The following is a 23,739-nucleotide window of genomic DNA, read 5'->3' on the forward strand; positions in this document are numbered from 1 at the left end:
GCAAGGGGACTGACGCATTTTACACCGATTGTAAGATGCTTCGTTCTATTTCAACTCACAGCCCCGCAAGGGGACTGACCAACGTCTCCAAAAGCTACCAGAGCCTTGATTCTGAATTTCAACTCACAGCCCCGCAAGGGGACTGACGAATAAAAAATTTATATTCGCACATACTACAAATATTTCAACTCACAGCCCCGCAAGGGGACTGACGCATTAAGATTTTCGTTCCGATTATCGCCTATGAATTTCAACTCACAGCCCCGCAAGGGGACTGACGGCAGCTTCTGAACGATTCAAGCAGATGTGGGAAGAAATTTCAACTCACAGCCCCGCAAGGGGACTGACTGCTGTGATGTTTTCGATCATTCGCGATCAATTCTATTTCAACTCACAGCCCCGCAAGGGGACTGACATGAGTACGTTTGCGATTGGAGCAAGGCAGGAAATATTTCAACTCACAGCCCCGCAAGGGGACTGACCGGCTTCTTTATAAAGTTGACTATCCGAGTTAACATTTCAACTCACAGCCCCGCAAGGGGACTGACAGGCGCTTTCTGCGTGATCCTCGGCCCATTTTTCATATTTCAACTCACAGCCCCGCAAGGGGACTGACAGCAATTTTAGCCAAAAATATTGCCTGACCAAAATTGTTTTTTGTATTTATTTCACATATTTCTACTAATTTCCCCTCGCACTTTCAGGATTTCCATGGCCTTTAGGCTAAGATTTCCCTGTTTTTTCGGTGCGAATGTCCCGAGGTTTTTCTGTATACATGCTTCTCGCACTATAATAGCAGCGTTTCCGTAACATCAAATCCCGGCTTAGCGCCAATATGTTCTACCTTATTTTTGTATTTCTCACCCAGATAATAGAATCTCAGACTATCTACGTCTTTGTCGATGAGATTTTCAAGTATGTTTTTCACCTGTCTGCATTTTGCTGCATCCATCTGACATTCAAATACAGAGTTCTGCACTCTCTGCCCATAGTTGGTGCATTCCTTCGCCACCTGACGCAAACGTTTTCTTCCTGCTGCCGTCTGTGTATTCACATCATAAGTAATCAAGACCAGCATTTATTCACCTACTTCCAGAAAAACGGCGGATATTCATCCAGATCGCCTCTTAAATATCTCGCCAGCAACATGCTCTGAACATAGGGAGCCATTCCCCATTCGATTTTTTCGTCCAGAAACGGATGTTTTATAGTTTCCTGTTTTTTAGCCTGCCAGGCAGATAAAAATACTTTTCTTCCTTCCTCTGTCATAATGACTGCTTCGTTTTCTTTTTTGATAAAATATTTTTCCTTCATGATCTTTTTGTTGATCAATGTTAAAACAAATCGGTCAACCATGACACTGCGAAATTCTTCCATAAGATCCAGTGCCAGAGACATACGGCCGGGTCTGTCTGTATGAAAAAATCCCACATACGGATCCAGACCAACCGCTTCCAGTGCTGCTCCGCACATGCCGGCAAGCAGCGAATATCCAAAAGACAGCATTGCATTAACATAATCCAAAGGAGGTCTCTTATTTCTTCCGTGGAAATAAAACACATCCTTTTGCTGCAGGATCAGATCATCGAAGACAGAAAAATATACAGAAGCCGCTTCTCCCTCCAGACCTAATAGCTCATCCGCATGTTCACAAACTCTTATTCTTCCCATACTCTGTGCCAGAAACATTGACTTATTTTTTATGTTTTCCGTATCCAGACGTATGGAGTGATCCCGCACAGCCCGTTCCAGGATCCATCTTGAATTATGTACTTTTCCGAGGATAAAATTTCTTGCAATATGTACGCTCTCATCTTTATTATCACTGATTCGGTATTGCTGCTTTCTCAGTGTTACATTTCCCTTGACTTCACCTGTAACTCTGGCAAGAAATCTTCCGTTCCCGGACATAAAAGAAAGGCTTATATTTCTCTGTGCACATGCTCCCATAAGTGCCGGACTGGCTCCGGTATATCCAAATGTAACGATTGCCTGCAGATTATGCAAAGGAATTCTTCCGATTTCCTTTTGGTCTTCCAGAACGACCACATTTTCACCATCCAGTGACAGATATCTGTTGCCGGTGGTTACATACAATGTATTTAACAATCTTTTCATTCTTGTTCCTCATCTGCAATGATCCTATCAATATATCCGGAAACAGATTTCTTCTTGTTCAGAATCGGAAGGCATATATCCTTCAGAGAACAGGCGTTACATCGGGTGCCTGTTTTTACCTTTGGCGTGTACCGCTGCTCATAGTATTTATGCATCTCCTCAAATACCCTCCGAACCTTATCTCTGATTTCATCTGTAAATTCCACCTTCATGCGATGCCTTATCTCACCGTAAAAAATATATCCATAGGATATCGTGCAACATAGCATTTCCTCCAGACACATCGCCTGCGCCGCCAGCTGAAGAATATCAGAATCATCTGTTTTGGGCTTTCCTCTTTTGTATTCTACCGGAATCGCCTGATAAGATCCCTCCTTGCCTGCCAGACGGATCCCATCATTGACCTTATGAAATTCCACCACATCACACTCGCCGCTCACTCCCATTTCCCGGGAGTGAATCGGCAATGCGCGCACGACCAAAAGATCACCTCGTTTTTCTTTCATCTCTGCATCGTGTGCTTTTTCGTGAAGGATTTTCCCTTCTACTGTTCTGACATTTTCCTGCCACTGCATCTCTATATATGCCAGTGCCCACTGTCTTCTGCAGAACTCAAAGTGCTGGATTCCGGATAGCTGGAGGAAATCCTCCTCCTGAAACAACGCTAAAACACCTCCGGTTCTTTACATCCGTCTACATGCCATGTGATCTCATAATCTGAAAACTCTTTCGGACGTTCCTTTTTGGCCTTAATGTCAAAGCCTCTCTGGATCCTGCCACTGGAGATCTCCGGTGTCTTAGCATCATGCTGCCACCAGTACATCCTGCAGACATCCACACTTCCTTCCGGTCTGGCAGAAGAAGCATCGTTTTCAAACAAGGTTTTTAATGCCTCCTTCAGAACTTCTGCGTCCTCCTGACTGAATCCCGTCTTTTCCGCAAGCTGAACATTGACGCTTCCCATCACTTTATATACTGCAAAACCCACTCTGTGTTTTGTACCCATAGTATCGGAAGCCTTACTCTCTTTTCCGGATTCACTGTTCACGCTCTTTGTGATCTGCATGCTGATAATGTCGATGGGGGAAAGGCTGATTGCCTGATGGATGGAAACAGGGCCCCTTACTCCAAAGGACACAGGAATCCCTTTAAATGCAAACACCTGTCCAAAAGTTCTTACATCCAGCCATTCCTTGCAGGCGATTGCTGCACAGACATCACGATTGGCTTTCTTTGGGTCAGCGATCTGGGCCTTCAGCTCCGCACATCCATCGGCACGGTCCTTCAAGCTGCTGTAGGAATCGTCCGCCCGGTCATCGGACTGCACAAATATTTTCTGCCCGAGATCCTGGAATCGATTTCTTATTTTCCTTTTGATGCAGACATCTGATATTTCACCATAGCCATCCATGCTGATCCTCGGACGGTTTCCGTTTAACGGATCACCATTGGGATTGGCATTGTCAACACTCACAAATAACGTAAAATCGATTTTCCCCTTTAACTCGCTCATCATTATTCCTCCTCTTTTTCATTAAACTTTGTCTTTTTTGATGTCAGCTCATAGGCCTGATGATGAAAGCCTAACAAATATAATCCATCCAGCTTGCTGTTATCACCAAAGCTGTCCACATCGAATAAGCCATTGATCTCATGCAGCAGGTTTTCATAAAAACGTCGCTCCGGAAATTCCAGTTTATACATATAGGGCTGGATATTTTCCTCGATCATTTTCCATGTTTCAAAGGGTCTCTGCGAAAAAGTGCTCATATATCTCTTTGCATTCGTCACTCTCGCCTTATCCTTCTCATCATACGTGCGGTATTCGATCCTGTCCGCAACTGCCAGCAAGCGTCCGTATAAATAACTTCTGTTCGTTTCTTCCTTATCTAATGCCACAGTCCATTCCTCCTGTTCATTTTCTTTTTTCCATTTTTTTACCAGCGAACAGGCCAAAGTCAAAACCCGTTCCCAGTTATTTCGATCCTTATAGGCCAACGGCGTTGAGGCCTTCTGCACCGCGCGGTTCACATAATCGTAAGGGATCCTGTGTCCACTCCAGATACAGGGAAGCAGTCTTTTCGCAACCTCTGCATACATTCTTTTTCCGTTTGCGTCCACGATCGTAAGTGTTCCTTTACTTTCGATACCAAATAAAATATCTGCGATATCCTTAACTCCGACCATACCGTAAAACTGTACTCTTTTTTTGTCTTTCCATTTCGTGTGGATCCAGCCACAGCTTTCATGCCACTTTTTAATATTTTCCAGATATTTTGCAGAATCCAGAGTTGCCTCCTCCACCATCGACAATCTTCCCGGGGTCGCTGCATCAAAGCTGAGCAGGATCATTGATGACGTATTCTCGATCTTCTGCCCATATCCCCTGATCGCCTTATAAAAGTTTTCGGCAGTAATCGCATTCCCATCGGATACTGCACTCTCATCATTTTCCTCGTCATCCCAGTCATCCTGTTCTTCGTCATACTCAGATGCGATATCCTCCGTATCCGCATTCCATCTCGGCATGCTTGATCGATTGGATTCCCATGTTACGATGACCAGCGTATCGAAAAAGGTTCCCTGCTTACGGATGATCCACTTCAGGGCATTATGTATCTTCTGGGATGTTTCATTTCCTACTGCAAAGGCTTCCTCTTTACTGACAAAGCGTCCCCGATAAGTAAAATTCTGGCTGTCATTTGCAGAGATCAGCTTTGCGCCATCTCCTTCATTGCGGATCTTTCTGGAATGGAGATATGAAATAGCCTCTGTATTTCCGGTAAGATAACAAAGTCCCTGTTCTTTTTCCCTTGAACGAACATAGCTTATATAACGCTCATGCAGGCTTCTGTCTTTCCAGCACTCATCCGGGCACGTTTCAAACACGCCTGAGCTTTCCGGCCGGATAATAAAACGTACAAATGCCTTTGCCTGCTCGATCCCCTGAAGCTTTTCCTTATCATCGATCTTTCCCTGTTCATTCAGCTTGATGATCTTCTGATCCGAAAGATCCCGGATCAGGCTGTTCTTTTTCAGGTACTGATAAACGGCCAAAACCTTCTCATGGCTGAATTCTGATTCCGCCCATTCCTTCAGCTGGGAAATATATAATTGGTAACAGACCCCGTCATCCTTATAATACTTCGTGTAATCTCCCGCAAGATACCTCAGATTATCGCACAAAGGATGGGGCTCCTTTCCCGCTGTACGGCTTCCGGATTTTTCTGTGACCGGTATCACAGTCAGCTTGTCCTCCGGACTTACAAGCTTTGCCTCCATAAAGTTTCCATTCCTGTCGATGGTTACCTCGATCTGTGCGGTTACTGTCGTATGGAACGGTGGCAGAAGAACATAAGGCATATCTCCCCGATATTCAATGATCCCTACTTTATCACTGTTTATTTCATACAGATCGATCAGTTCATTTACCCAGCTCACTCCTCCACCTCCTCACCGGCAAATTCTTCTAGTCCGGTAAAATTGCCTTTTCCGAAGACCTTGCGCTGCATTTCCCTGATGTGTCTTTTCTGGGTACACTCCTCGGGTCTTAAAAATTCAATGATCCCGCCTTTCTTCATTACCGGTTTCCAGAAGCGTACCGTCATCTTTCCTTTATCTTCGTCTAAGACCGCTTCCTCTGCGTAGGTGATCCCATGATACATGAAACCATAATCCACTTCTCCGGTCATGGTATCATAATAGCTCTCTCCCTCGCCGAATACGCACGGCTCCTCGAAAGCCTGACACTCTCTTGTTCCAAGGAAAATATCCCTGCGCCCGCCTCGATTTACCATTCGCTTCGCCATATTGTGGTACTTGTTCTCATTTCTGTCCTCCGCCAGCTCCGGATGATTATAATTCATCTCGAAATGTGCCCGCACCTGATATCGTACATCTTTTAAGTAGGTATAATATGCAAGCTCATTGCCGCCATTATATGCGATCGGGCGGATCCCTTTTGTTTCTGTCTGGATCGGATTCATCACTCTGACAGCATCGATGATCCATAAGATGGTTGGCTTCCAGAAAATGCTTTCCACGATTCCCCGCAGCGCCTCATACGTTGGGATATGATAACTGGTTTTCTCGCCGCCGACACGAAGTACAGGATCTGAAAAAAGCGCATACGGACCATATACTTCAAATTCGATCGTATTTCTGTATTTTTTCACCGCTCTCACCTCCTTTAAATTTCACAAAATCCCATTTCAGGCTCATCCACAACACCCGCTTTCTTATCATAATATCCATCACATAATACCAGAATCCCTTCCTCCTTTTCGTATATGGCATTCCCCAGTTTATTTTTCCTGTTTTCTGAGATGCCAACGGTATATCTCTGTAATTTTCTCAATATCTTTTTCTTTTCTGCTTCCGTCTGTGTTTGAGACAGCTCCTCAAGCAGCCGCTTCGGTTCATTTCCATAGGGAACTACGACACTGATTTTGTGGGTATCAGTGATGACCTCAAACTCACGTCCGGCCGTTAAAAATGCCTGTGGAAGCTTTGTATGGATCTTTCTTTCATATTTTCGATAATATTGGTTTTGTCCTGTCTGATTTTTCCCAAGAAGATCGGTCAAGGTCATTGTCACTCCGCTCACCTCGACCGGATATTTCGTTTCCAGCTCTCGTAATTGTGAGTAATAAGCAGAATAATAGAATTTTATGGCCGCCTCCGAATCGAGGGCGCCCTCATCAAGATCAAAACTATGTAAGACCTTCTGCAAAGCTGCCTGTGCATCTCTGATTTCCCGCAAGTGCTCCAGATGCTCCGCATCATCAGACATCTGAACAATATAGACCGCTCCCATTTTTCCAAGCTCCTTATGACGATTGCATCTTCCGGCAGCCTGAATTACGTTATCTAATCCCGCCTTTGACCGGATCACACAGCCAAAGGAAAAATTAACGCCCGCTTCCACCACCTGTGTACTGACACAAATGATCTTTTTTTCTCTTTTTTTCAATGCACGCTTTATTTCCTTCAGCGTATCCAGCTTGTGCTGCGGACACATATTATTGCTGAGATGAAAGATCTCATATTCATCCGAACAGCTCTCCTCCAGCCTTCGGAATACCTGAAATGCACATGCGGTAGTATTTACGATCGCTAAAGTACTCCGGTATTCTTCGGTTTTCTCAAGTATAAACTCCTTCAGATCTTCGGTTTTCATCCCGCCCGGATAACGTTCTGTTTCATCGATGATCTCTGCCCGTTTAAAAACCTCTGCATATTTTTCAGTTTCCCTTGACATTTCCCTGCATTCACATATATTATTTTCCTTAAGAGGAGCCAGCGTCGGCTGTGTCGCAGAACATAATACAACCGTTGAACCGCCAAACTGCGTAAGGAAATTTACCGCCAGATTAAAAAGCTCCGTACATTTTACCGGAAATGCCTGCACCTCATCAAATATGATAATACTATTGCATAAATTATGCATTCTGCGAATGCAGGACTTGCGATCGGAAAACAATGTATTCAGGATCTGTACTGCTGTTGTTACGATGATCGGTGTGTCCCAGGTTTCCGTGAGATCGCGATATCGTTCTTCCTCACCATCCTCGCAGATCACGTTGCAATGATGCTCCAAAACAACCGAGGGCATTCCTACCGCACTTCTTATTTCTTCCGCATTCTGTTCCAGTATGGAATTATAGGGTGCTATATAAATAATCCTCTGCTTCTTCTGTTTTTCGGCATGATATAGAGCAAAACGAAGACTGCTCAAGGTTTTTCCGGCAGCAGTCGGTACGGTCAAACGATATCGTTTTTCCTCTGATTCTGCAGCCGCTCTGCAGGAATCCGATATCTCCTGCCGAACATCATTGAGCTGATTTCCCTGATCCGGATTTTTCCGAACTTCATTTTCCATATACTGTTCAAAATTGCAGATACATTCCTTCCATATTCTCTGCGTTTCTTCCTGCGAAAATCTTTTCTCAATAGGGATATCCTGAAAAAAACAGCCCGTATCTGTCCAATCCCCATCGATCAGCAGCGATAATGCGACCCTCAGATACATTCCCAGATAAAAATATCTGCTCCCGTATTTTTTTCCTGTGGAATCACAATTCTTAACAAAATCCCCTATCTTTTGAAGCATGATCCGGTATGACTGATCTGCCTGCTCTCCAATCTTCTCTAACAGTTCTCTATCATAAAGCTTAAAAAAACTTTCTTTGATACGGGAATACTCAATCTCTTTTTTCAAGCGCCGTTCCTGCAGCATCTGGCCATTTTCTAAATTAATACAATCCTCCAGCCCATGATGAAAGTAGATCAACGTGCTGATAAATTCCGAAGCCGGGTTTCCCCTTAATAGCTCTAACGCAATCCTTCCTCCGGCGGTGGAATGATCCAATCCATACTGATGAGCCTCGTCCCCTCGCGCAAGGATATTTCTAAAATCCGCCTGATTTTCCGTACCGAGCTTTCCCGCATCGTGAAGGAATCCTGCCAGCTCTACAATACTTTTCAGTTCCGGAAGCTCACATATCCGGGAGGAAAAGCAAGCCACATTCCCCGAATGCTCCTGCATGAATTGGCATCTTTGGGATTTATGATCCACATGTGCCAGCTTTTGATAAGCCGGATTTTGATCCTGCAACTGCTCCCGCAACTGATTCTGCTGCTGATTCTGCTGTTCAGAAAGCTTGATCTTCGCACTTTTCATTTTGCCTCTCTCCGTTTATCTGCCTCTTATTTACTGTAATTTCATCATAGTCCCTTTGTCTTAAAAAGTCAATGTATTATATAAATTTATAATAATATAAATTTGTTATTGAATGGGGATGACAAATTTAAAAAAGCAATCGAATCATTTCAATTCAATTGCCTTTTTATAAATATATAACAATATTTTTCAACTCACAGGCTTTCGCCTGACTCGCAGCAATGACAGCGAGAACGGTGTTGTCCTGTTTCCGATGCCGATTAATGCTTTTTTATTATAGCGTTCACCGAAACGCTTGACAAGCTTAATTTTAGCGGATTTCTTCCTGCGAAAAATAAGTAAATAGAAATAAGTAAGTAAAATAGAAATCCGGAAGGATTCCCAAAGCCTGCGGATCCATTCCGGATTATTCTATACTTAGTGCAAGAGCATCTCTCCGCGAAGATGCGCAGTGATTCTGATAGAAGCATGTCAGCTTCGCTGACCAGAATCACGCGCCAAGTCCCACGGAGGTTCGGCTTGAAGCTCGCTTTACTGCTTGCTTCTTCCGTCCCAGACACCGTTTTTATCTACATAGTATCCGTCCGGTGTCCTTTGTCCGGCGTACATGATCCCTCTCTTTCCATCGGAAATCGGGTTAAAATAGTACCATGCTCCATCGAGAAGCACCCAGCCGGTCTGCATGCCGCGTTCCAGGTCCATATAGAACCACCCGCTGTAATCTTCATCTCTTAACCAGCCTGTCTTGGCATAGCCAGCTTCATCAAAGGCCCACCAATTTCCGTTGATCTGCTCCCAGCTATGCGAAATATCACCGGAATCACGTACGATACCCTTCGGATAGGTATTATCTGCAAAGCGTAACCACCAGCCATGCTCATCCATCATCCAATGGCTCTTTCCGTCATTGACAAAGCTGTTTGTTTCTCCTGTGATAATTCCTGCCATACTGTCGATCGTTCCTTTGACTGAATCGTGGCTGACTGCACCGCTGCCGGAGGTTTTATCCTTACCGGAGGACGGGTTGTTGCGACTTGGTATTTCCGGCTCATCCGAAGCATCTGAATCATCCGTTCTGTTCGATTCGTTCGGCTTGCCTGCTTCGCCTGGTTTTCCCGTTTCACCCGGTTTGCCTGTTTCGCCCGGTTTTTCCGTTTCACCCGGCTTTTCCGTTTCGCCCGGTTTTTCCGTTTCGTCCGGCTTATCTTCCGTTGCTGTCACTTCTGCCATACCGGTCATTGCTGCGATCTCATAACGAGCGGAGGCCCATTCATTCGGTGTAAATACCACCTCGTAGCTATGGGTGCCCGCCTGTGCCGTTAAGGCCGGATCCTTCCAGGAAAAGCTTCCGTATTCAGTGCTTCCTCCTGATAAGGCAGAATCACTCAGAGGACTTCCCGCCTTCACCGATGCTGCCGTCGGCCAGGTGATCTGCGGTGCAGCCACCTTTCCGATTGCGAAGGTATGCGCAGCCGGAGCAGGCGTGTTGTATTTGGCCGCCCACTCATCATAAGTGTCAAAATCAAACTCGGCTGTCATCCGGTGCGTTCCTACGGATGCGACTCCCGGCTTTGTCAGGTTGAGAACCGCAGTTCCAGTTTCCCCTACAGGGATCGTATCCGGAACCTGATTTCCATTATCATAGAAGCGGATCTTACCCTGCAGCTTGTCACCATACGCTCCCTGAATACTTGCAATGATATCAAAATCATCCTCGTAGGTTCCGAGAATCCCTTCCGGCTGCTGCGCTCCGGTACTCCGGTTCACAGCCGTTAAGGCAAGGGTGAGTGTTCCTTTTTCAATGGTGATCGTTCTCTTTGCCGGTGTGCTTGTGCCAAGGTAATTTGTTCCCTCTGCCATGGTGATGCTTACCTCTGCGGAACCAGTGCCTTTGATGGTCACCTGACCCTGTTCGTCCACGGTGAGAACATTTGCATCGGAGCTTGTATAGGTCAGAGCTCCATCTCCCACTACCTTCACACCTGTCAAGGAAAAGCTGTCATCTCCATAGGTTTTTTCTCCAGTCCATGCTTGCGGATCGATTGAAATCGAACCCTGTATCCGATGGATGGTTCCGGTCTGAGCTGGATATGTGATAAGGTAATTCTGCAGATTCACTGTGCTCTCACCCGTCTCAACCCTTGCCTTTGAGGAATCAATGGTTACCGCCTTACCGGTTCCGGCATTGGCATCTTCAAAGCTTCCTTTCAGGCCACTGATAGTATAGCTCTGACCCGAAGCTCCTATTTTTACCGTCGCCTCTAATGCGATATCGGTACTTCCGTCATAGGACTTTTCAATGGGTGTCTTAACAACTGCCTGCAACTCTATCGGAGATATCTCCGGAATCACACTTTGGGTCAAAGTTTCTCCATACTGCCCTTCCGATGCTCCCTCCGGGCTAAATTCTACCTGATATGCAGTGGTTCCCGTTACCTCCGGATAAATTGAGGAAGCGGATGTTCCGCTCTGATCCGTACTGAACTTCCATGTTCCTGAAACCGGTGATCCACTATAATTAACGACCCGAAATCCCTCTGCCAGCTGTACCGGAATCTGATCAAGTGTCTGTCCATAGGTTCCCTTCGCTTCAAAGGATACAGTGCCGGAGCCGCCGATCTGTAAGATATCCGGCGTTGTCACCGATAAGCGATCAGCCGGCTTCGATGCAAAGTCGCTGTCTGTTGCTTTCACACGAAGGGTTACATAATAGGTTTGAGCCGGAGTCAGACCATTAAACCGATTACTAAACTGATTCCCTGACTGCCACTGAAGCTCACTATCCGCAGATTTTGAAATTCCGTACTCACAACCGGAAACGGGCTGTCCCTTTACCCTGATAGAGTAGCTGTCTTTCGTTACATCTGTTCCCTGTATCTGGGCCGGTTTTGCCGGTCTTACCGGAATCTTTATCTCGACTGCTTCACCTTCTGTGGTGGAACCTGCGGCTGCCTTGCGCACATACAGAGTAATCTCTGTCGCACTCTCCGGCTGTTTATCCAGAATTTCTGTCAGAGGAGCCTCGCCGCCTGCCCGGATTCTTGTCCAGGTTGTGGCATCCTGAGATTCCGCATATTCCAGCTCATACAGAGCCGTATTTTTCAGGACTTCCCTTTGATAATCAATAGAGGTCTGTTCACGCTCTAATACATTCTCATCCTTGCCTGCCTCAACCTTTCCGGTAAATTCCACACCGCCAAAGGAGGCTTTCACTGCCTCCGAAGCCGGAAGGTACATATAGAGCTTTCCGCTGGAATCTGTCCGGACATCCTTAAAGCCGTAGGTGCTTCCTTCACCTTCAATACCTGCTTTTTCAACCAGTGTATTATTCTCATAGATACCGGTCAGATCCGCTGTGGTGTAATAAACCGGGTCATCCTTCCCGTCTTTTGGTGTATTCTTCTGCCACGTTTCGCCTACCTTTTCCCAGCCATAAATGATCGGTCGCTTTATATATCCATTCGCCCCTATCAAACAGATCGTTCCACCCTTAATCTTCACATCAGTTGGTGCCTGTGTATTATCATTTTTTCCCATCCCAATATGGGCGATTGATCTCTCCCATGACTCCTTAATATCCAAGCAGATTGTGCCGCCGTCAATCAGCACCTTCGATGAACTGGCATTACCACTTCCGATGCAGGCTCCCTGTTTAGAATAGGCTGTAATCATTCCGCCATGAATCTCAATCTCGGCAGTTATCGCCGGTTTACTACGGGCATATCCAATACCACTTCCAATTCCGGCACCGTTCTCCGAGCTTGCATTCACCGTTCCGCCTTCTATCACGATTTTACCGGTTCTTTCCTGGCTATCAGCACTTCCTGTTCCGATTCCGGCACCCCAACTACCTTTTGCAGTTACAACTCCTCCGCTAATCCGTATTTCTTCTACACTTTTTCCTGCCGAAGCACCGATGGCAGCTCCCCTAGGATTGTAATCCGTCATTTTTGCAATTACAGTTCCCCCCTTGATGTGAATGATTCCTGTATCCTGTCCTACATTTCCTCCAATTGCTGCACCCGTCTTGCTTACCTTTGTGTTATTGAGCACCTCTATGGAGCCCTGCTGTTCCGGTTCACTGTCAATCGTAAGCTTCGCACCTTTTGCCACGCTGATGCCGGCAGATGAAGAAGAATTCTCTGATGTATTAATCGAAATCTTGTTTTTCCCTTCCAGATAGGTGATCACCTGGGACGCTCCGTTTATCTGAATCGGTGCGATAGCCTTTGCCGGTGTAATCGTAAGGTTCTTTAATACGAGCTTTAGTTCCATGGAGGCTGGAGTATTCACAGAGAGATGATAATTCTCCACATTATTCCCAGATGAAGTGATCCGATAGCATTTATCATAGGACTGGTCTATTAACTTCTCACTAACCACCTGATCAGAATCGGCTGCTTTTTTAGAATAGGAAATCGCCAACTGACCATTATCCACGTAAAAAGATATATCTCCAAGGGAAAGATCCAGCTCTCCCTCCAGTGCCTCTGCCGCATTTAATACGATGATATCCGTTCCGGCAGCCGCTGCCTTTACCATTTCGCTGTTCAGGGTAAAGCTTCCACCGGAGCTGCCTAATTCTTTGATGCCTGTATTTATCACAAACCGGTAATTTCCGGCCGGAAGATATGCCAGAGCAGATGCATGATTGCCTGCTTCTGCATCGATTGTCAGCTTCCCGTCAAAGGCAAACTGGCCTTCGTCCTGCTTTAATTCCACCGGAGCTTCTGAGACAGCTCCAGCCAGCCGTCCGGCTGTCAGGGATACGTTCTCTGCCGCCTGCACCTTTGATGAATAGAAGTGGAACCGGACAGGATACAGGGGTTCTCCGATGGTAAGGGAAAGCTTCGTTTCCTCCTCTGACTTCATCGTGAGGGATCCTGTTACTGTAAAGCTATTCATATTTTCTCCTTCCCCTCCTTCTTCCTTTACCTGAACCGATACCGGAACCACTCCGGACAGAGGCGTATACCAGCTGACTTTATCAGTCTTTAGCTGATAACCGGAAGCTTTTTGAGATAAATAGGTTACTACATCCGGTGCAGTGCCGCCTTCGCTTGCTTCTTCCCCCAACCGAGCCGTCAATGTATAATTCTTATCATTCTTCAAACGGCCATCATGGATAGTCAGATCCATTGTCTTCTGGTAGGCAGTTTTTCCAAGTGTGACGGAGATGGTTTCATCCTTTCCTTTGTTTAAAGCAACCCTTCCCTCCATCGTCTTACCTTCCCCGCCCCCGGAAGGCTTCAGCACTACAACCATCTGCATATTTCCAGAATGGCCTATCCACTGGGTTATATCCGGTATCGTTCCCCTGAATCCGGAGACGGTCATCTGAGTGCTTGTTTCATAAACCGGAGTTGCTTTTTCTGTATCATTTTCCCGATACAGGGATATGTCCGCCGGATAGGTTCCATCTGGTAGCTGGTTATCATATGCGGAGATTCGGAATGTTTTCTTCCCGTAGGTACAGTCTCCCCGGGGCTCAATTTTGCTTTCAAGCGGCAGCTCTAACTGCACCTCCTCGGAAATAGTGACACTGCCGCCTTTCATGCCATTTCCAGACAAAGGCTTTAACACTCCATAACCAATATTTCCGCCCGTTACCTCCACAGATCCACTTAATATCCGGATATCGCCACAGGATAATTGTAAACCATCCACTCCATTCCATCCGGTGCCGATGGCAGCTCCCGGATATCCTAATTCGCCATTATTATAAGAAGATACGGCTATATTGGGAGCTTCGCCTTCCGTCCCGCCGATCACGATGGTGTCTACACCTCCACCAGCTCCGCCTCCGATTCCGGCTCCTGTCTCCCTTCCTCCTGCTGCGGTTATCCTTCCGCCCAGTATTTCAATGGTTCCGCCGATTCCATACAGACCGGTTCCGATTCCGGCTCCTCCATGATAACGCGTCGATTGGGAAACCTGATAAGCTCCACCTTCAGCTACAATGCTTCCACCCTTGATTATAATCGTTCCTGTCCCATAGTTCTTATCTGCACCTTCGTAACCTGTTGTTCCGGGTTTTCCTCCGATACCGGCGGCCCCATAGGCGCCTCCCACTGCCTTCAGACTTCCGGTACTCTGCTCCGTAATAACCAGCGTTGCATCTTTTCCCACCTCAATTCCGGCTCCATCATCCAGTCCCACAAGTGTATTGGTTCCTTCTAATGTCAAATTCAGCCGGGCATTGCCTTTCAGGTAAATACCGGCCAGATTCCATCCTCTGGCCCCATCAGATTTGATCGTTACATTTTTAATCGTCAGATCGACCGTAACATTATCAATTATGATACCGCCCTTGATGTCTGTATAAGTCGACTCCGGCCGGGTGCTCGGGCAATAGGAGCCGGTAATGGTTTTTCCATTAAACTGATCTTTGTTAGTGCTATTAATGAGCAGATGCTTATTATTCAGGTTATATTCCACGCCTGCCAGAGTCACCAGCTGCATCTCTCCTACGAGAACGCAGATTTCCGGAAGCTCTGTCTCCTCTCCCACTGAATATTCCTCCGGCAGAACCGGTGTATAGACATAGGCACTGCCGTTGTAGTCCTGGTTTGCCTCATGATAGCCTGCCCAGGTCTTATAGGATGTTTCAATAGGTTCTCCATCCTCGTCAAATTCTTCAAAATATTCCTGTGGGGAGATCCCGCCGTGAAATTCCGGGTAGTCGCTCTCACCAATATCCAGCTTCCAGGTCACGCCGGAGATCCTGCTGATATTCTCATCTGCTTCCGCTTCTGAACGTTCTTTTTCATCATCAGCTTCCGCATCTATCTGCAGTTTCCCTTCTGCTTTTGGAGCATCCTCTAAAGTTTCCTGCTTCATCCGAACCTCCAGAGTATCCGGAAGAACGATATCGCTTTCTTTGGCACCCAGAGACAGCTTCTGCACCGCAATAGCCTCATCCAGCCCCAGGAACGCTTCTATCTTTGCCCCTGTTGCTGTGCCGTTTGGTGCTCCGTTTGTTCCGGCCTCGGTTCCTGCTATTGCTCCGTTTGCCCCTGCTTCTGCTTTGTTTGCACCTGACTCTGCTCCCGCTTCTGCTTTGCCTGTATCTGCATCTGCCCCTGCTTCTGCTTTGCCTGTATCTGCATCTGCTCCTGCTTCTGCTTTGCTTGTACCTGACTCGCCACGGTTATCTTTTATTTCCGCATTCGATGGAGAAGCATTCGACGGAGAAGCTTTTAATACAGATTCTTTTGACGTAGATTCTTTTTCTGCTGTTTCCGCAGTATCATCTGCCTCCGTTTCAGCCCCGATCCGCTGCAGCGAACCGGCCGCCAATGCCTGCGGCTGCCATTCACATGTATTCCATATTAATATAGCTGACAATGCAGCTGCTAAAATTCGTTTTGATTTTTTTCTCATACCATTTTCCTCCCACTGAGACAAATTTGCTATTACTCACCACCCGAAAGAGGCGGGAGTCTTCTCGACTGTGATAAACATCAGATTCCCGCAATATTTACATTTTTCGCATAATCTTCTATACTAATAGTATATCAATTACGTGTTTTTCTGAAAACCACCTCGACGCAAATGGTCAAACCTCGACCTAATTGGTTCAGAAGCATCGTGGTGAAGGGAGTGCTGCAGTGATGATGCATATTGCTATTGTGGAAGATTTCGTTTTCGATCAGAAGCATCTGATCGATTTAATACAGAAGAATTTCGAGAAACATGGAGAAATGGCTGATTTTACCTGCTATGAGAGCGGCGAGTCCTTTTTAGAGGCTTTCCGCCCCGGTCTTTTCAACGCCGTATTTATGGATATTATGCTTGCAAAAAACGGCCTGAACGGGCTTGAAACAGCCGAAAAGCTTCGAGCTGTTGCCGCACGGATCCCTCTTATCTTTGTGAGCAATGAGCGGGACTATTCCCTTGAAGGATACCGGGTACATCCGCTTGACTATCTCTTAAAGCCGGTGGATGCAGACGCTCTGGACTGGTGCCTCAATGAGATCCGCACCTTTCTTTCCGAACCGGCTTACATTGAGATTCAGGCTGTCCTTGGACAGGGGCAGTCATCCTGCCAGAGGATTCTTCTGGATGATTTTTTATACGCGGAAACGCAGAATCACCGCCTGATCATCCACACGTTAAAGGGGGATGTTGCCACACGTCTCTCCTTTTCGGATCTAATGGAGCTGCTGCCAAAGGGCGGACGTTTTTATATGAGCGGCCGCAGTCTCCTCCTCAATTTTTCGCAGGTGATCTCTGTGGAGGAGGATGGCTCTGTCCGTCTGAAAAATGGTTCCTGCCTTTTCTGCAGCCGTCGAAAGAAAAAAGAGACAAAGGAAGCATTTATGGAATACCTGTTTACCTGTATGCGGAAGGGGATGATAACCGATGAGTAATGCAGGCTTATTTCTACATACCACTATTAATCGAGATAGCGGTGATCATGATCGTCTATGCATTTTTTGTTCGGAAGCATACGTCTTATGGCAAAAAATGGTATGCCTTTATGAAATGGTTCGAAACCAGAGATGATACCCTGCTTGATATCATACGGGAATAATGCCATGCAGGGAAGCTTTGGAGCATGCGATTCTCCCCCTACTGCCCATTCTTCGAATACATCACCTTCGCGCTGATCCCCCTGATCTTTCCAAGCTTCCCGGAAAGCGCGCTGATCCGGTCGGCCGGAGCGTCTACGATAACGCTGATGATGTTCACATGTTTCTTTTCATATGGAAGTCCCATTCTTCCGATAATATAGGGGCTGTAATCGTGAAGGATCTGGTTGACCTCCCCCACAGCCTCTTTATTTTCTACAATAATTCCCACTACTGCGATTCTTGTTTCCTGTTCCATAACCTTCTCCTTTTGCCCTGCCGAAAATATTTCTTTTATCTTAATGTCAGAGGATTCTTTATGTCAAGTATACGCTGTGAAATTGTTCTTATATAAAAAATGTGTCTTGGCATATTCTCGCGCCTCACGCGGTCGCTTACGACAGTCTGCATCTTCGCGCGAATGCGCATCTTTGGCACGTCAGTGCCTTTTATGTAACAGGAAATTCCGAGGAATTTCCTGTTACATAAAAATAGTCCCGGCATACAGACTCTTCTGTCCATATCACCGGAACTGTTTTTATTTTTTACATGATCTTATCGCGGTAAAGTTTTCTTACTTTCTTACTAACAGAGACTTACCAGTCATCTCCTTCGGCTGTTCCATTCCCATAAGTTCGATCAGGGTCGGAGCGATATCTGCGAGACAGCCGCCTTCTCTGAGGCCGTATCCGTCGCCCGCGTTTACGAGGATAAACGGAACCGGATTCGTTGTGTGGGCTGTCCACGGCTCTCCGGTCTTGTAGTCGATCAGCTGCTCTGCGTTTCCGTGGTCAGCACAGATGAACATCACGCCATCAACCTCTTTGATTGCCTCAACTGCTTTTCCAACGCACTCGTCGACAGCCTCGATGGCCTTGATCGCTGCGTTCTCAACGCCTGTGTGGCCTACCATATCCGGATTTGCGAAGTTTACGATGATAACATCATATTTTCCGGAGCGGATCGCGCCTGTCAGCTTCTCACAAACGGCCGGTGCGCTCATCTCCGGCTGAAGGTCATAGGTTGCGACCTTCGGGGACTTCACAAGGATACGGTCCTCACCCGGATTCGGCTCCTCAACGCCGCCGTTGAAGAAGAAGGTAACGTGGGCATATTTCTCTGTCTCAGCAATTCTCGCCTGCGTCTTCCCGTGGGCAGCAAGGAACTCACCGAGAGTATTCTTGATCGTCTCTTTCTTGAATGCGACAAGTTTGTTCGGGATCGTCTCATCGTAATCAACAAAGCATACATAGGTGGTCTTGATCCTCTTCGCTCTCGCAAATCCTGTAAACTCGTCATCACAGAATGCGCGGGTCATCTCTCTTGCGCGGTCCGGACGGAAGTTGAAGAAGATCACGGAATCATTGTCCTTAATGGTTCCGATCGCATTTCCATCTTCTCCTGTCACGACAGCCGGAACAACGAACTCATCTGTCTTTCCGTCATCGTAGGACGCCTGAATCAGTTCCGTCGCGGATGTTCCCTTATTGCCCTCGCCTGCTGTCAGTGCCTTATACGCAAGCTCCACACGGTCCCAGCGGTTATCACGGTCCATCGCATAGTAACGTCCCATAACAGATGCCACCTTGCCGACACCGAGCTCTTTCATCTTCTCCTCTAACGCTGCGACGAAATCCTTTCCGGATGCCGGCGGAGTGTCACGGCCGTCTAAGAAGCAGTGAACGAATACCTTGTCGAGTCCGTTTCTCTTTGCGAGCTCTAAGAGTCCGTAAACATGGGTGATATGGCTGTGTACGCCGCCGTCGGATAAGAGTCCGAACAGGTGAAGCGCGGAGTTATTCTTCTTGCAGTTCTCAACAGTTGCAAGGAACTCTTCGTTCTTGAAGAAATCGCCGTCCTGGATAGACTTTGTGATTCTTGTCAGTTCCTGGTAAACAATGCGGCCTGCGCCCATGTTCAGGTGTCCGACCTCAGAGTTTCCCATCTGTCCGTCCGGAAGTCCGACAGCAAGTCCGCTGGCCTGACCCTCCACAAACGGGCACTCCTTCATTAAGCGGTCCATCACCGGTTTCTTCGCCTCATATACCGCATTTCCTTCATGTGTTTTATTCAGTCCGTAACCATCGAGGATCATTAACACTACTGGCTTTTTGCTCATGATTTTTTCTCCTTTATTGCGTGACTGCAGGATTATTTCACTTCTGAATCATTGCCTGCGTTCTTTTAATAAATGCAATCATATTTCTGCGCCTGAAGCGGAATTTTCCCGCCCATGACTTTTATATTTATACTATCATCGCAGAAACATCTATATTTTATACCAATCACATCATTCCTGCAACCATTTCAAAGAAGAAATCGTTATAAATTTATCATTCATTATCGCTCTTTTTCACAATATTGACATCGCTCAGAAAGATGGTATTCCTTTATCATATACTGAAGCTTTCTTTTCGAGATTCCCAGATACTGGGCAGTCTGTTCCCTGTGTCCTCTGCAGACCTCCAGAGCATGCATAACTTCATCCTTTGTCATCAACTGCTTTGTATAGCTGCGGCATACCGAGATCTGAGTAGGCGTATCCGGAAGTGCCTCTCTCTCCAGTGTCCCAGCATGGCTCTCCAATATTTCCGGCGGAATACAATTGATTTCCTTGACCGCCTTTGGTGTCATGACGACGATCCTTTCCGCGAAATTGCGGATTTCCCTGACATTTCCAGGCCAGTCATAATTCTTCAGCGTTTCCAGCACTTGCTCTGAAAGGTTTTTCTGCAAATTATACTTGATGCAGAAATGATGAAGGAAATGCAGACAAAGCGGAACGATGTCCTCTTGCCTCTCCCTCACTGGCGGGATCGTCAGCGGAATCACCTGAAGACGGTAATATAAGTCTTCCCGGAATGTCCCATCGTGAACCATTTCTGTTAGGTTCCTGTTTGTCGCTGCAATCAAGCGGAAATCAACTTTTTTTGTTTTTGTGGAACCGACCCTCTGAATCGATTTTTCTTCCAGAGTTCTGAGAATTTTTCCCTGAATACTGAGCGGCAGGGAGTTGATCTCATCCAGAAATAACGTACCTCCATCGGCCGCTTCCACCAGCCCCATTTTGCCTTCCTTGTTTGCGCCGGTAAAAGATCCTTTTTCATATCCAAACAATTCCGATTCGATCAGATTTTCCGAAAATGCCGCACAGTTTACTGTGATCATCGGCTTTTCTCTCCGATCACTTCTCTGATGGATGTAATTTGCGAGAATCTCTTTTCCGCTTCCTGACTCTCCGTAGAGGAGCACGGTGGAATCCAGGGATGCCACATTATCTGCCACTTCAAGGAGCGCGCGGAATGAACTGCTCTTAGCTACAATATCAGCGCCTTCCACCAGCTCTTTTCCGCTTCCGAAGCTGACGATCTGATTCTGGCGCAGGAGTGCCTGGTATAAGTTTTCAAAACTCTCCACATCCTGGAGTGCCATGATCACATATTTTATTTTTCCATTTTCATCAAAAATCGGTGTTCCCGTCACAACCCGGAGCCTTCTTTTACTATCCACATGGTCCTTATTTTTATAGTACTGCAACCGGCTGACCCTGTGGTTCTTCTTCTTTACAAGGTCAAACACACAGACATCGAGAATATTCAGGAAGTCATGCACATTCATTTTCAAGAATTCCAGCATAGGAATATTCCGCCAATTTACAAGTTCCGTATTTACAAACAAATAATTGCCTTCAGCATCAAATAATGCGATGCCAATATCAAGATTATTCAAGATTTCTAAGTATGGAAAGCTGTGCGGCGTCATATTTTCTCTCATAAGTATCTCCTCCACCAAAGAGTATACCATATTGCAACTTTAGGCACAAGCTATGCACGAGTTGCATTTTTTCTCATCTTTCTTTTATACTGCCTAAAATTGCAAAAAAGGAAGGCATCCCGTTTCCAGTAATGCCTTCCTTCTGTTTCATTGGACGATACACGTTCAGGTTCAGAACAGTTCCGCAAACGCCTGTACTCTTGTCAGGAGCTGCTCATAGTTTGTGTTCAGCGGATCGATCTCGATCGCCAGACACGGATATCCGGCCTTTCTCAGGTCACGCTCAAAGTACGGCTGATCATACTCTTCCGGATCACAGAATTTCATCATGCAGCTGATCACACCATCTGCTTTCTTTTCCCGGCACATATCGATCAGCATCTGTCCTCTCGGCTTTCCTTCCTCATGGATCAGGCTGCATCCATACCGTCCCATCCACTGCTTTGCAAGGCGCTTTAATCCGCCTCCTCCATTGGACGGGGTGTCGGTACGATACTGCTGGCTTTCCTGTACCAGATCATCTGCCACAATTGCAATGTTGTTCTTTTCCAGGATATCGAGGATTTCGTCAGGCTCACAGGAAATTCCCGTGAGGACTACTTTTCTTCCAGTAAACTCATGGACCGGAAGCTTCTTCAATTCTTCATTGATCTCTTTTATGATCTGGGTGTGCTCGCCCTTTTCATAGAACCAGGCACTCTTCATGACCGCATGGCGCACCTTCGGCGTAATAATATCCAGATGATCTGCCGCAAGATCGGCAAATTCCCGCATTGCCGCGTTGTGTGCATTGTAGACCTGTATGGTTTCCTGAAGACAGCGCTCCTTCATCATCTCTCCCGTAACGGTCGCCAGAATCACAAGGACCTGCTCATACTCACTGATCAGATATTCCAGGGCTGCCGGTGACTTTCTGTTCTGCGGATACACGATCGGCGCCATCGGAATTTTCTTTACTCCGAACCTCCAGTTCTGCGTCATGCAGCGGAGCGTATCGCAGAGCGCCGGGATGATCACCACAGACATTCCGTCATATGTACCGTTTAATCCATACTCCATGTTTGCCTGCATGACCGGACATGCAAACGGAGGCAGATAGCTCTTTGCAAGCTGGATATCTGCACGTCCTCCAAAAAGTCCCATGGGGATCATTCCAGACGCATGTACCAGCTCCTCCGGTGTGTATGGCTCAAAACATCCAACAATCTTTTTTCCTTCCTTCAGATACCGGTCCATCTGAGCCCGAGGATTCCGGCATGCTTCCTGTAAAAGTTCAATATTTTTTTTCAGATCAGCCATCTGCTTCCACCCCTTTCTTCTGGCTCATAACTTCAACCAGTCCCTGGATTCGTGTCTCAAACTGAGCTTCACTGAAGTTTCTGTAGTCCGCCTGGTCTCCGTCAAAGGAAGTAAACGGAACTCCCGCTAATTTTGAAAGCTGTCTCTGAACCTCCATCATCTGGCAGTCCATAACCTTACAGCTCCTGTTTACATGATAGATCGTTCCCTCGCAGCCGAAGCGTTTCAGCGCTTCTAAACGTCTGTCGAGCATCGTAGTCGCGTTGTCACCGTTTGTGGAGGCAAAGCAGTAAGCTCTCGCCATTCCGTCCAGATCCTCATACTCGATGGCCCACGCCTTACCGTAACTGGAGGCAACCATGTTGATTCCATGTTTTTTCAGTGTCCTGAGGTTATGACTCAGGTACGGCCAACAGGCAATTCCGTCCCAGGATACGCGGAATTTTTCTTCCACCGGGAATGTGGAAGTTCCATTTTTAATGTGTTCCTCGATCTCATCATTCAGCTGCTGCAGGATCGCTGTCGTCGATTCTTTTCCGCGGTTGCAGACCATACAGGCCATATAGTTGAACAGTTCGAATCCGCTTAAGGGGGAGGGCTTCCGATCCAGCAGGTTGTTGGCACGTTCCCACAGATAACTGTTCTTCTGACTGATCTTCATGATCTTCTGGAACCGCTCCTCATCCCATTTCTTCCCGGTAAATTTGCAAAGGTCCTCGATCAGCTGATCGATCTGGGCGCGCACATAGCGCACTCTCGTCTCTGTCACATAATCGTATGGATTATAACAGGTATCGATAAAAAAGATCGGGATGTTCATCTGCTTGGACAGATTCTCGTACCATTTTGTCAACTGGTTACAGATATTGTTTGTCAGAAGCAGAAAATCCGGTTTTACCATTTTTCCGCCGTCCGGAAGCTCGATTTCACTCTCGCCGTTCAAAACAGCCGCATAGGCGAGATTAACTTTTGCGTATGCGCACAGATCATTGGAATACCCGAGCTCACCCTCGCACTCCTGCAGGAACGGGTCAGCCTGATGTCTGGCCGCAATTCCCGCCGCATGGTTTTCCGGATAGAGAACATTTAATCCCAGTGTCTCTGCGATCTCCTGGGGGAAGATTGACGCGGACCAGCCCACCGGCTCGCCTTTTTCCTTGGCGAGTCTGGCGTTTTCAAACATGGCTGCCGTCTGTTCTCCCATCATGATCATGCTTTTTGCCTTTGGTCTCTTTGGTTTCGGGGCAGGAGCCGCAGCTGCTGCCTCGTTTACAGTCGTCTCACTCATAGTTT

At 46.8% G+C, this 23,739-nt stretch carries 14 protein-coding genes and 1 CRISPR repeat array (1 of these 15 only partly in view); of the genes, 1 reads left to right on the forward strand and 13 read right to left on the reverse strand.

The genetic code is table 11. The annotated features are described in order from the left end of the window. A CRISPR array of direct repeats spans positions 1-616; the repeat unit is 32 nt; unit sequence ATTTCAACTCACAGCCCCGCAAGGGGACTGAC; it begins 744 nt to the left of the window's first position. 171 nt (positions 617-787) lie between these two features. From cas2 to DWY93_RS13020, 8 genes are all read right to left on the reverse strand, one after another. Next, a complete protein-coding gene (cas2, locus tag DWY93_RS12985) occupies positions 788-1,078 on the reverse strand; it encodes a CRISPR-associated endonuclease Cas2 (RefSeq protein ID WP_117470376.1) in 291 nt (96 codons plus the stop codon). 8 nt (positions 1,079-1,086) lie between these two features. Continuing rightward, positions 1,087-2,118 (reverse strand): type I-C CRISPR-associated endonuclease Cas1c, encoded by a 1,032-nt coding sequence (gene cas1c / locus DWY93_RS12990; protein ID WP_117470375.1) that lies wholly within the window; start codon positions 2,116-2,118, stop codon positions 1,087-1,089. After that, complete coding sequence (gene cas4 / locus DWY93_RS12995) at positions 2,115-2,780, reverse strand: CRISPR-associated protein Cas4 (protein WP_117470374.1); 666 nt, start codon at positions 2,778-2,780, stop codon at positions 2,115-2,117. The genes cas1c and cas4 overlap by 4 nt, the downstream gene beginning before the upstream one ends. Positions 2,781-2,782: 2 nt before the next feature. Beyond that, positions 2,783-3,631 carry a type I-C CRISPR-associated protein Cas7/Csd2 gene (gene cas7c / locus DWY93_RS13000; protein WP_117470373.1) on the reverse strand — a complete coding sequence of 283 codons (849 nt, stop codon included), beginning with the start codon at positions 3,629-3,631 and terminating at the stop codon, positions 2,783-2,785. Positions 3,632-3,633: 2 nt separating this feature from the next. Beyond that, positions 3,634-5,559: a type I-C CRISPR-associated protein Cas8c/Csd1 gene (cas8c, locus tag DWY93_RS13005; protein WP_117470372.1), complete on the reverse strand. Its 1,926-nt coding sequence runs from the start codon at positions 5,557-5,559 to the stop codon at positions 3,634-3,636. Then, positions 5,556-6,293, reverse strand: coding sequence for a type I-C CRISPR-associated protein Cas5c (gene cas5c / locus DWY93_RS13010; RefSeq protein WP_117470371.1), 738 nt, complete (start codon positions 6,291-6,293; stop codon positions 5,556-5,558). Before cas5c ends, cas8c begins: the two co-directional genes overlap by 4 nt. Before the next feature lie 14 nt (positions 6,294-6,307). Next, positions 6,308-8,800 carry a CRISPR-associated helicase Cas3' gene (cas3, locus tag DWY93_RS13015; RefSeq protein WP_117470370.1) on the reverse strand — a complete coding sequence of 831 codons (2,493 nt, stop codon included), beginning with the start codon at positions 8,798-8,800 and terminating at the stop codon, positions 6,308-6,310. 531 nt (positions 8,801-9,331) lie between these two features. Then, a complete protein-coding gene (locus DWY93_RS13020) occupies positions 9,332-16,183 on the reverse strand; it encodes a YDG domain-containing protein (RefSeq protein WP_117470369.1) in 6,852 nt (2,283 codons plus the stop codon). A 230-nt stretch (positions 16,184-16,413) separates the two neighbouring features. On the opposite strand from DWY93_RS13020, the gene DWY93_RS13025 reads away from it, so the two are divergent. Beyond that, a complete protein-coding gene (locus tag DWY93_RS13025) occupies positions 16,414-17,172 on the forward strand; it encodes a LytTR family DNA-binding domain-containing protein (RefSeq protein WP_117470368.1) in 759 nt (252 codons plus the stop codon). Between the two features lie 202 nt (positions 17,173-17,374). On the opposite strand, the gene DWY93_RS13030 is transcribed toward DWY93_RS13025, so the two are convergent. The 5 genes from DWY93_RS13030 to DWY93_RS13050 form a co-directional block, all read right to left on the reverse strand. Continuing rightward, positions 17,375-17,632 carry a TM1266 family iron-only hydrogenase system putative regulator gene (locus tag DWY93_RS13030; protein WP_117470367.1) on the reverse strand — a complete coding sequence of 86 codons (258 nt, stop codon included), beginning with the start codon at positions 17,630-17,632 and terminating at the stop codon, positions 17,375-17,377. Between the two features lie 315 nt (positions 17,633-17,947). Continuing rightward, the gene (gpmI, locus tag DWY93_RS13035) at positions 17,948-19,492 is read right to left on the reverse strand and encodes a 2,3-bisphosphoglycerate-independent phosphoglycerate mutase (protein ID WP_117470366.1); all 1,545 of its coding nucleotides are present in this window, start codon (positions 19,490-19,492) and stop codon (positions 17,948-17,950) included. A 221-nt stretch (positions 19,493-19,713) separates the two neighbouring features. Next, positions 19,714-21,147, reverse strand: a complete 1,434-nt coding sequence (locus tag DWY93_RS13040) for a sigma 54-interacting transcriptional regulator (protein ID WP_117472476.1) — start codon at positions 21,145-21,147, stop codon at positions 19,714-19,716. A 171-nt stretch (positions 21,148-21,318) separates the two neighbouring features. Beyond that, positions 21,319-22,446, reverse strand: coding sequence for a 2-hydroxyacyl-CoA dehydratase family protein (locus DWY93_RS13045; protein WP_117470364.1), 1,128 nt, complete (start codon positions 22,444-22,446; stop codon positions 21,319-21,321). After that, complete coding sequence (locus DWY93_RS13050) at positions 22,439-23,734, reverse strand: 2-hydroxyacyl-CoA dehydratase family protein (protein WP_015553692.1); 1,296 nt, start codon at positions 23,732-23,734, stop codon at positions 22,439-22,441. The genes DWY93_RS13045 and DWY93_RS13050 overlap by 8 nt, the downstream gene beginning before the upstream one ends. Positions 23,735-23,739: the final 5 nt, after the last annotated feature.

This window comes from Clostridium sp. AF28-12, assembly GCF_003435225.1.
Taxonomy (GTDB): domain Bacteria; phylum Bacillota; class Clostridia; order Lachnospirales; family Lachnospiraceae; genus Pilosibacter; species Pilosibacter fragilis.

Bases quoted from the DNA above. Each gene is read 5' to 3' on its own strand.
- DWY93_RS13040 (WP_117472476.1), bottom strand. From the start codon at position 21,147: ATGAGAGAAAATATGACGCCGCACAGCTTTCCATACTTAGAAATCTTG.
- gpmI (WP_117470366.1), bottom strand. From the start codon at position 19,492: ATGAGCAAAAAGCCAGTAGTGTTAATGATCCTCGATGGTTACGGACTG.
- DWY93_RS13050 (WP_015553692.1), bottom strand. From the start codon at position 23,734: ATGAGTGAGACGACTGTAAACGAGGCAGCAGCTGCGGCTCCTGCCCCG.
- DWY93_RS13025 (WP_117470368.1), top strand. From the start codon at position 16,414: ATGATGCATATTGCTATTGTGGAAGATTTCGTTTTCGATCAGAAGCAT.
- DWY93_RS13020 (WP_117470369.1), bottom strand. From the start codon at position 16,183: ATGAGAAAAAAATCAAAACGAATTTTAGCAGCTGCATTGTCAGCTATA.
- cas7c (WP_117470373.1), bottom strand. From the start codon at position 3,631: ATGAGCGAGTTAAAGGGGAAAATCGATTTTACGTTATTTGTGAGTGTT.
- cas1c (WP_117470375.1), bottom strand. From the start codon at position 2,118: ATGAAAAGATTGTTAAATACATTGTATGTAACCACCGGCAACAGATAT.
- cas3 (WP_117470370.1), bottom strand. From the start codon at position 8,800: ATGAAAAGTGCGAAGATCAAGCTTTCTGAACAGCAGAATCAGCAGCAG.
- cas2 (WP_117470376.1), bottom strand. From the start codon at position 1,078: ATGCTGGTCTTGATTACTTATGATGTGAATACACAGACGGCAGCAGGA.
- DWY93_RS13030 (WP_117470367.1), bottom strand. From the start codon at position 17,632: ATGGAACAGGAAACAAGAATCGCAGTAGTGGGAATTATTGTAGAAAAT.
- DWY93_RS13045 (WP_117470364.1), bottom strand. From the start codon at position 22,446: ATGGCTGATCTGAAAAAAAATATTGAACTTTTACAGGAAGCATGCCGG.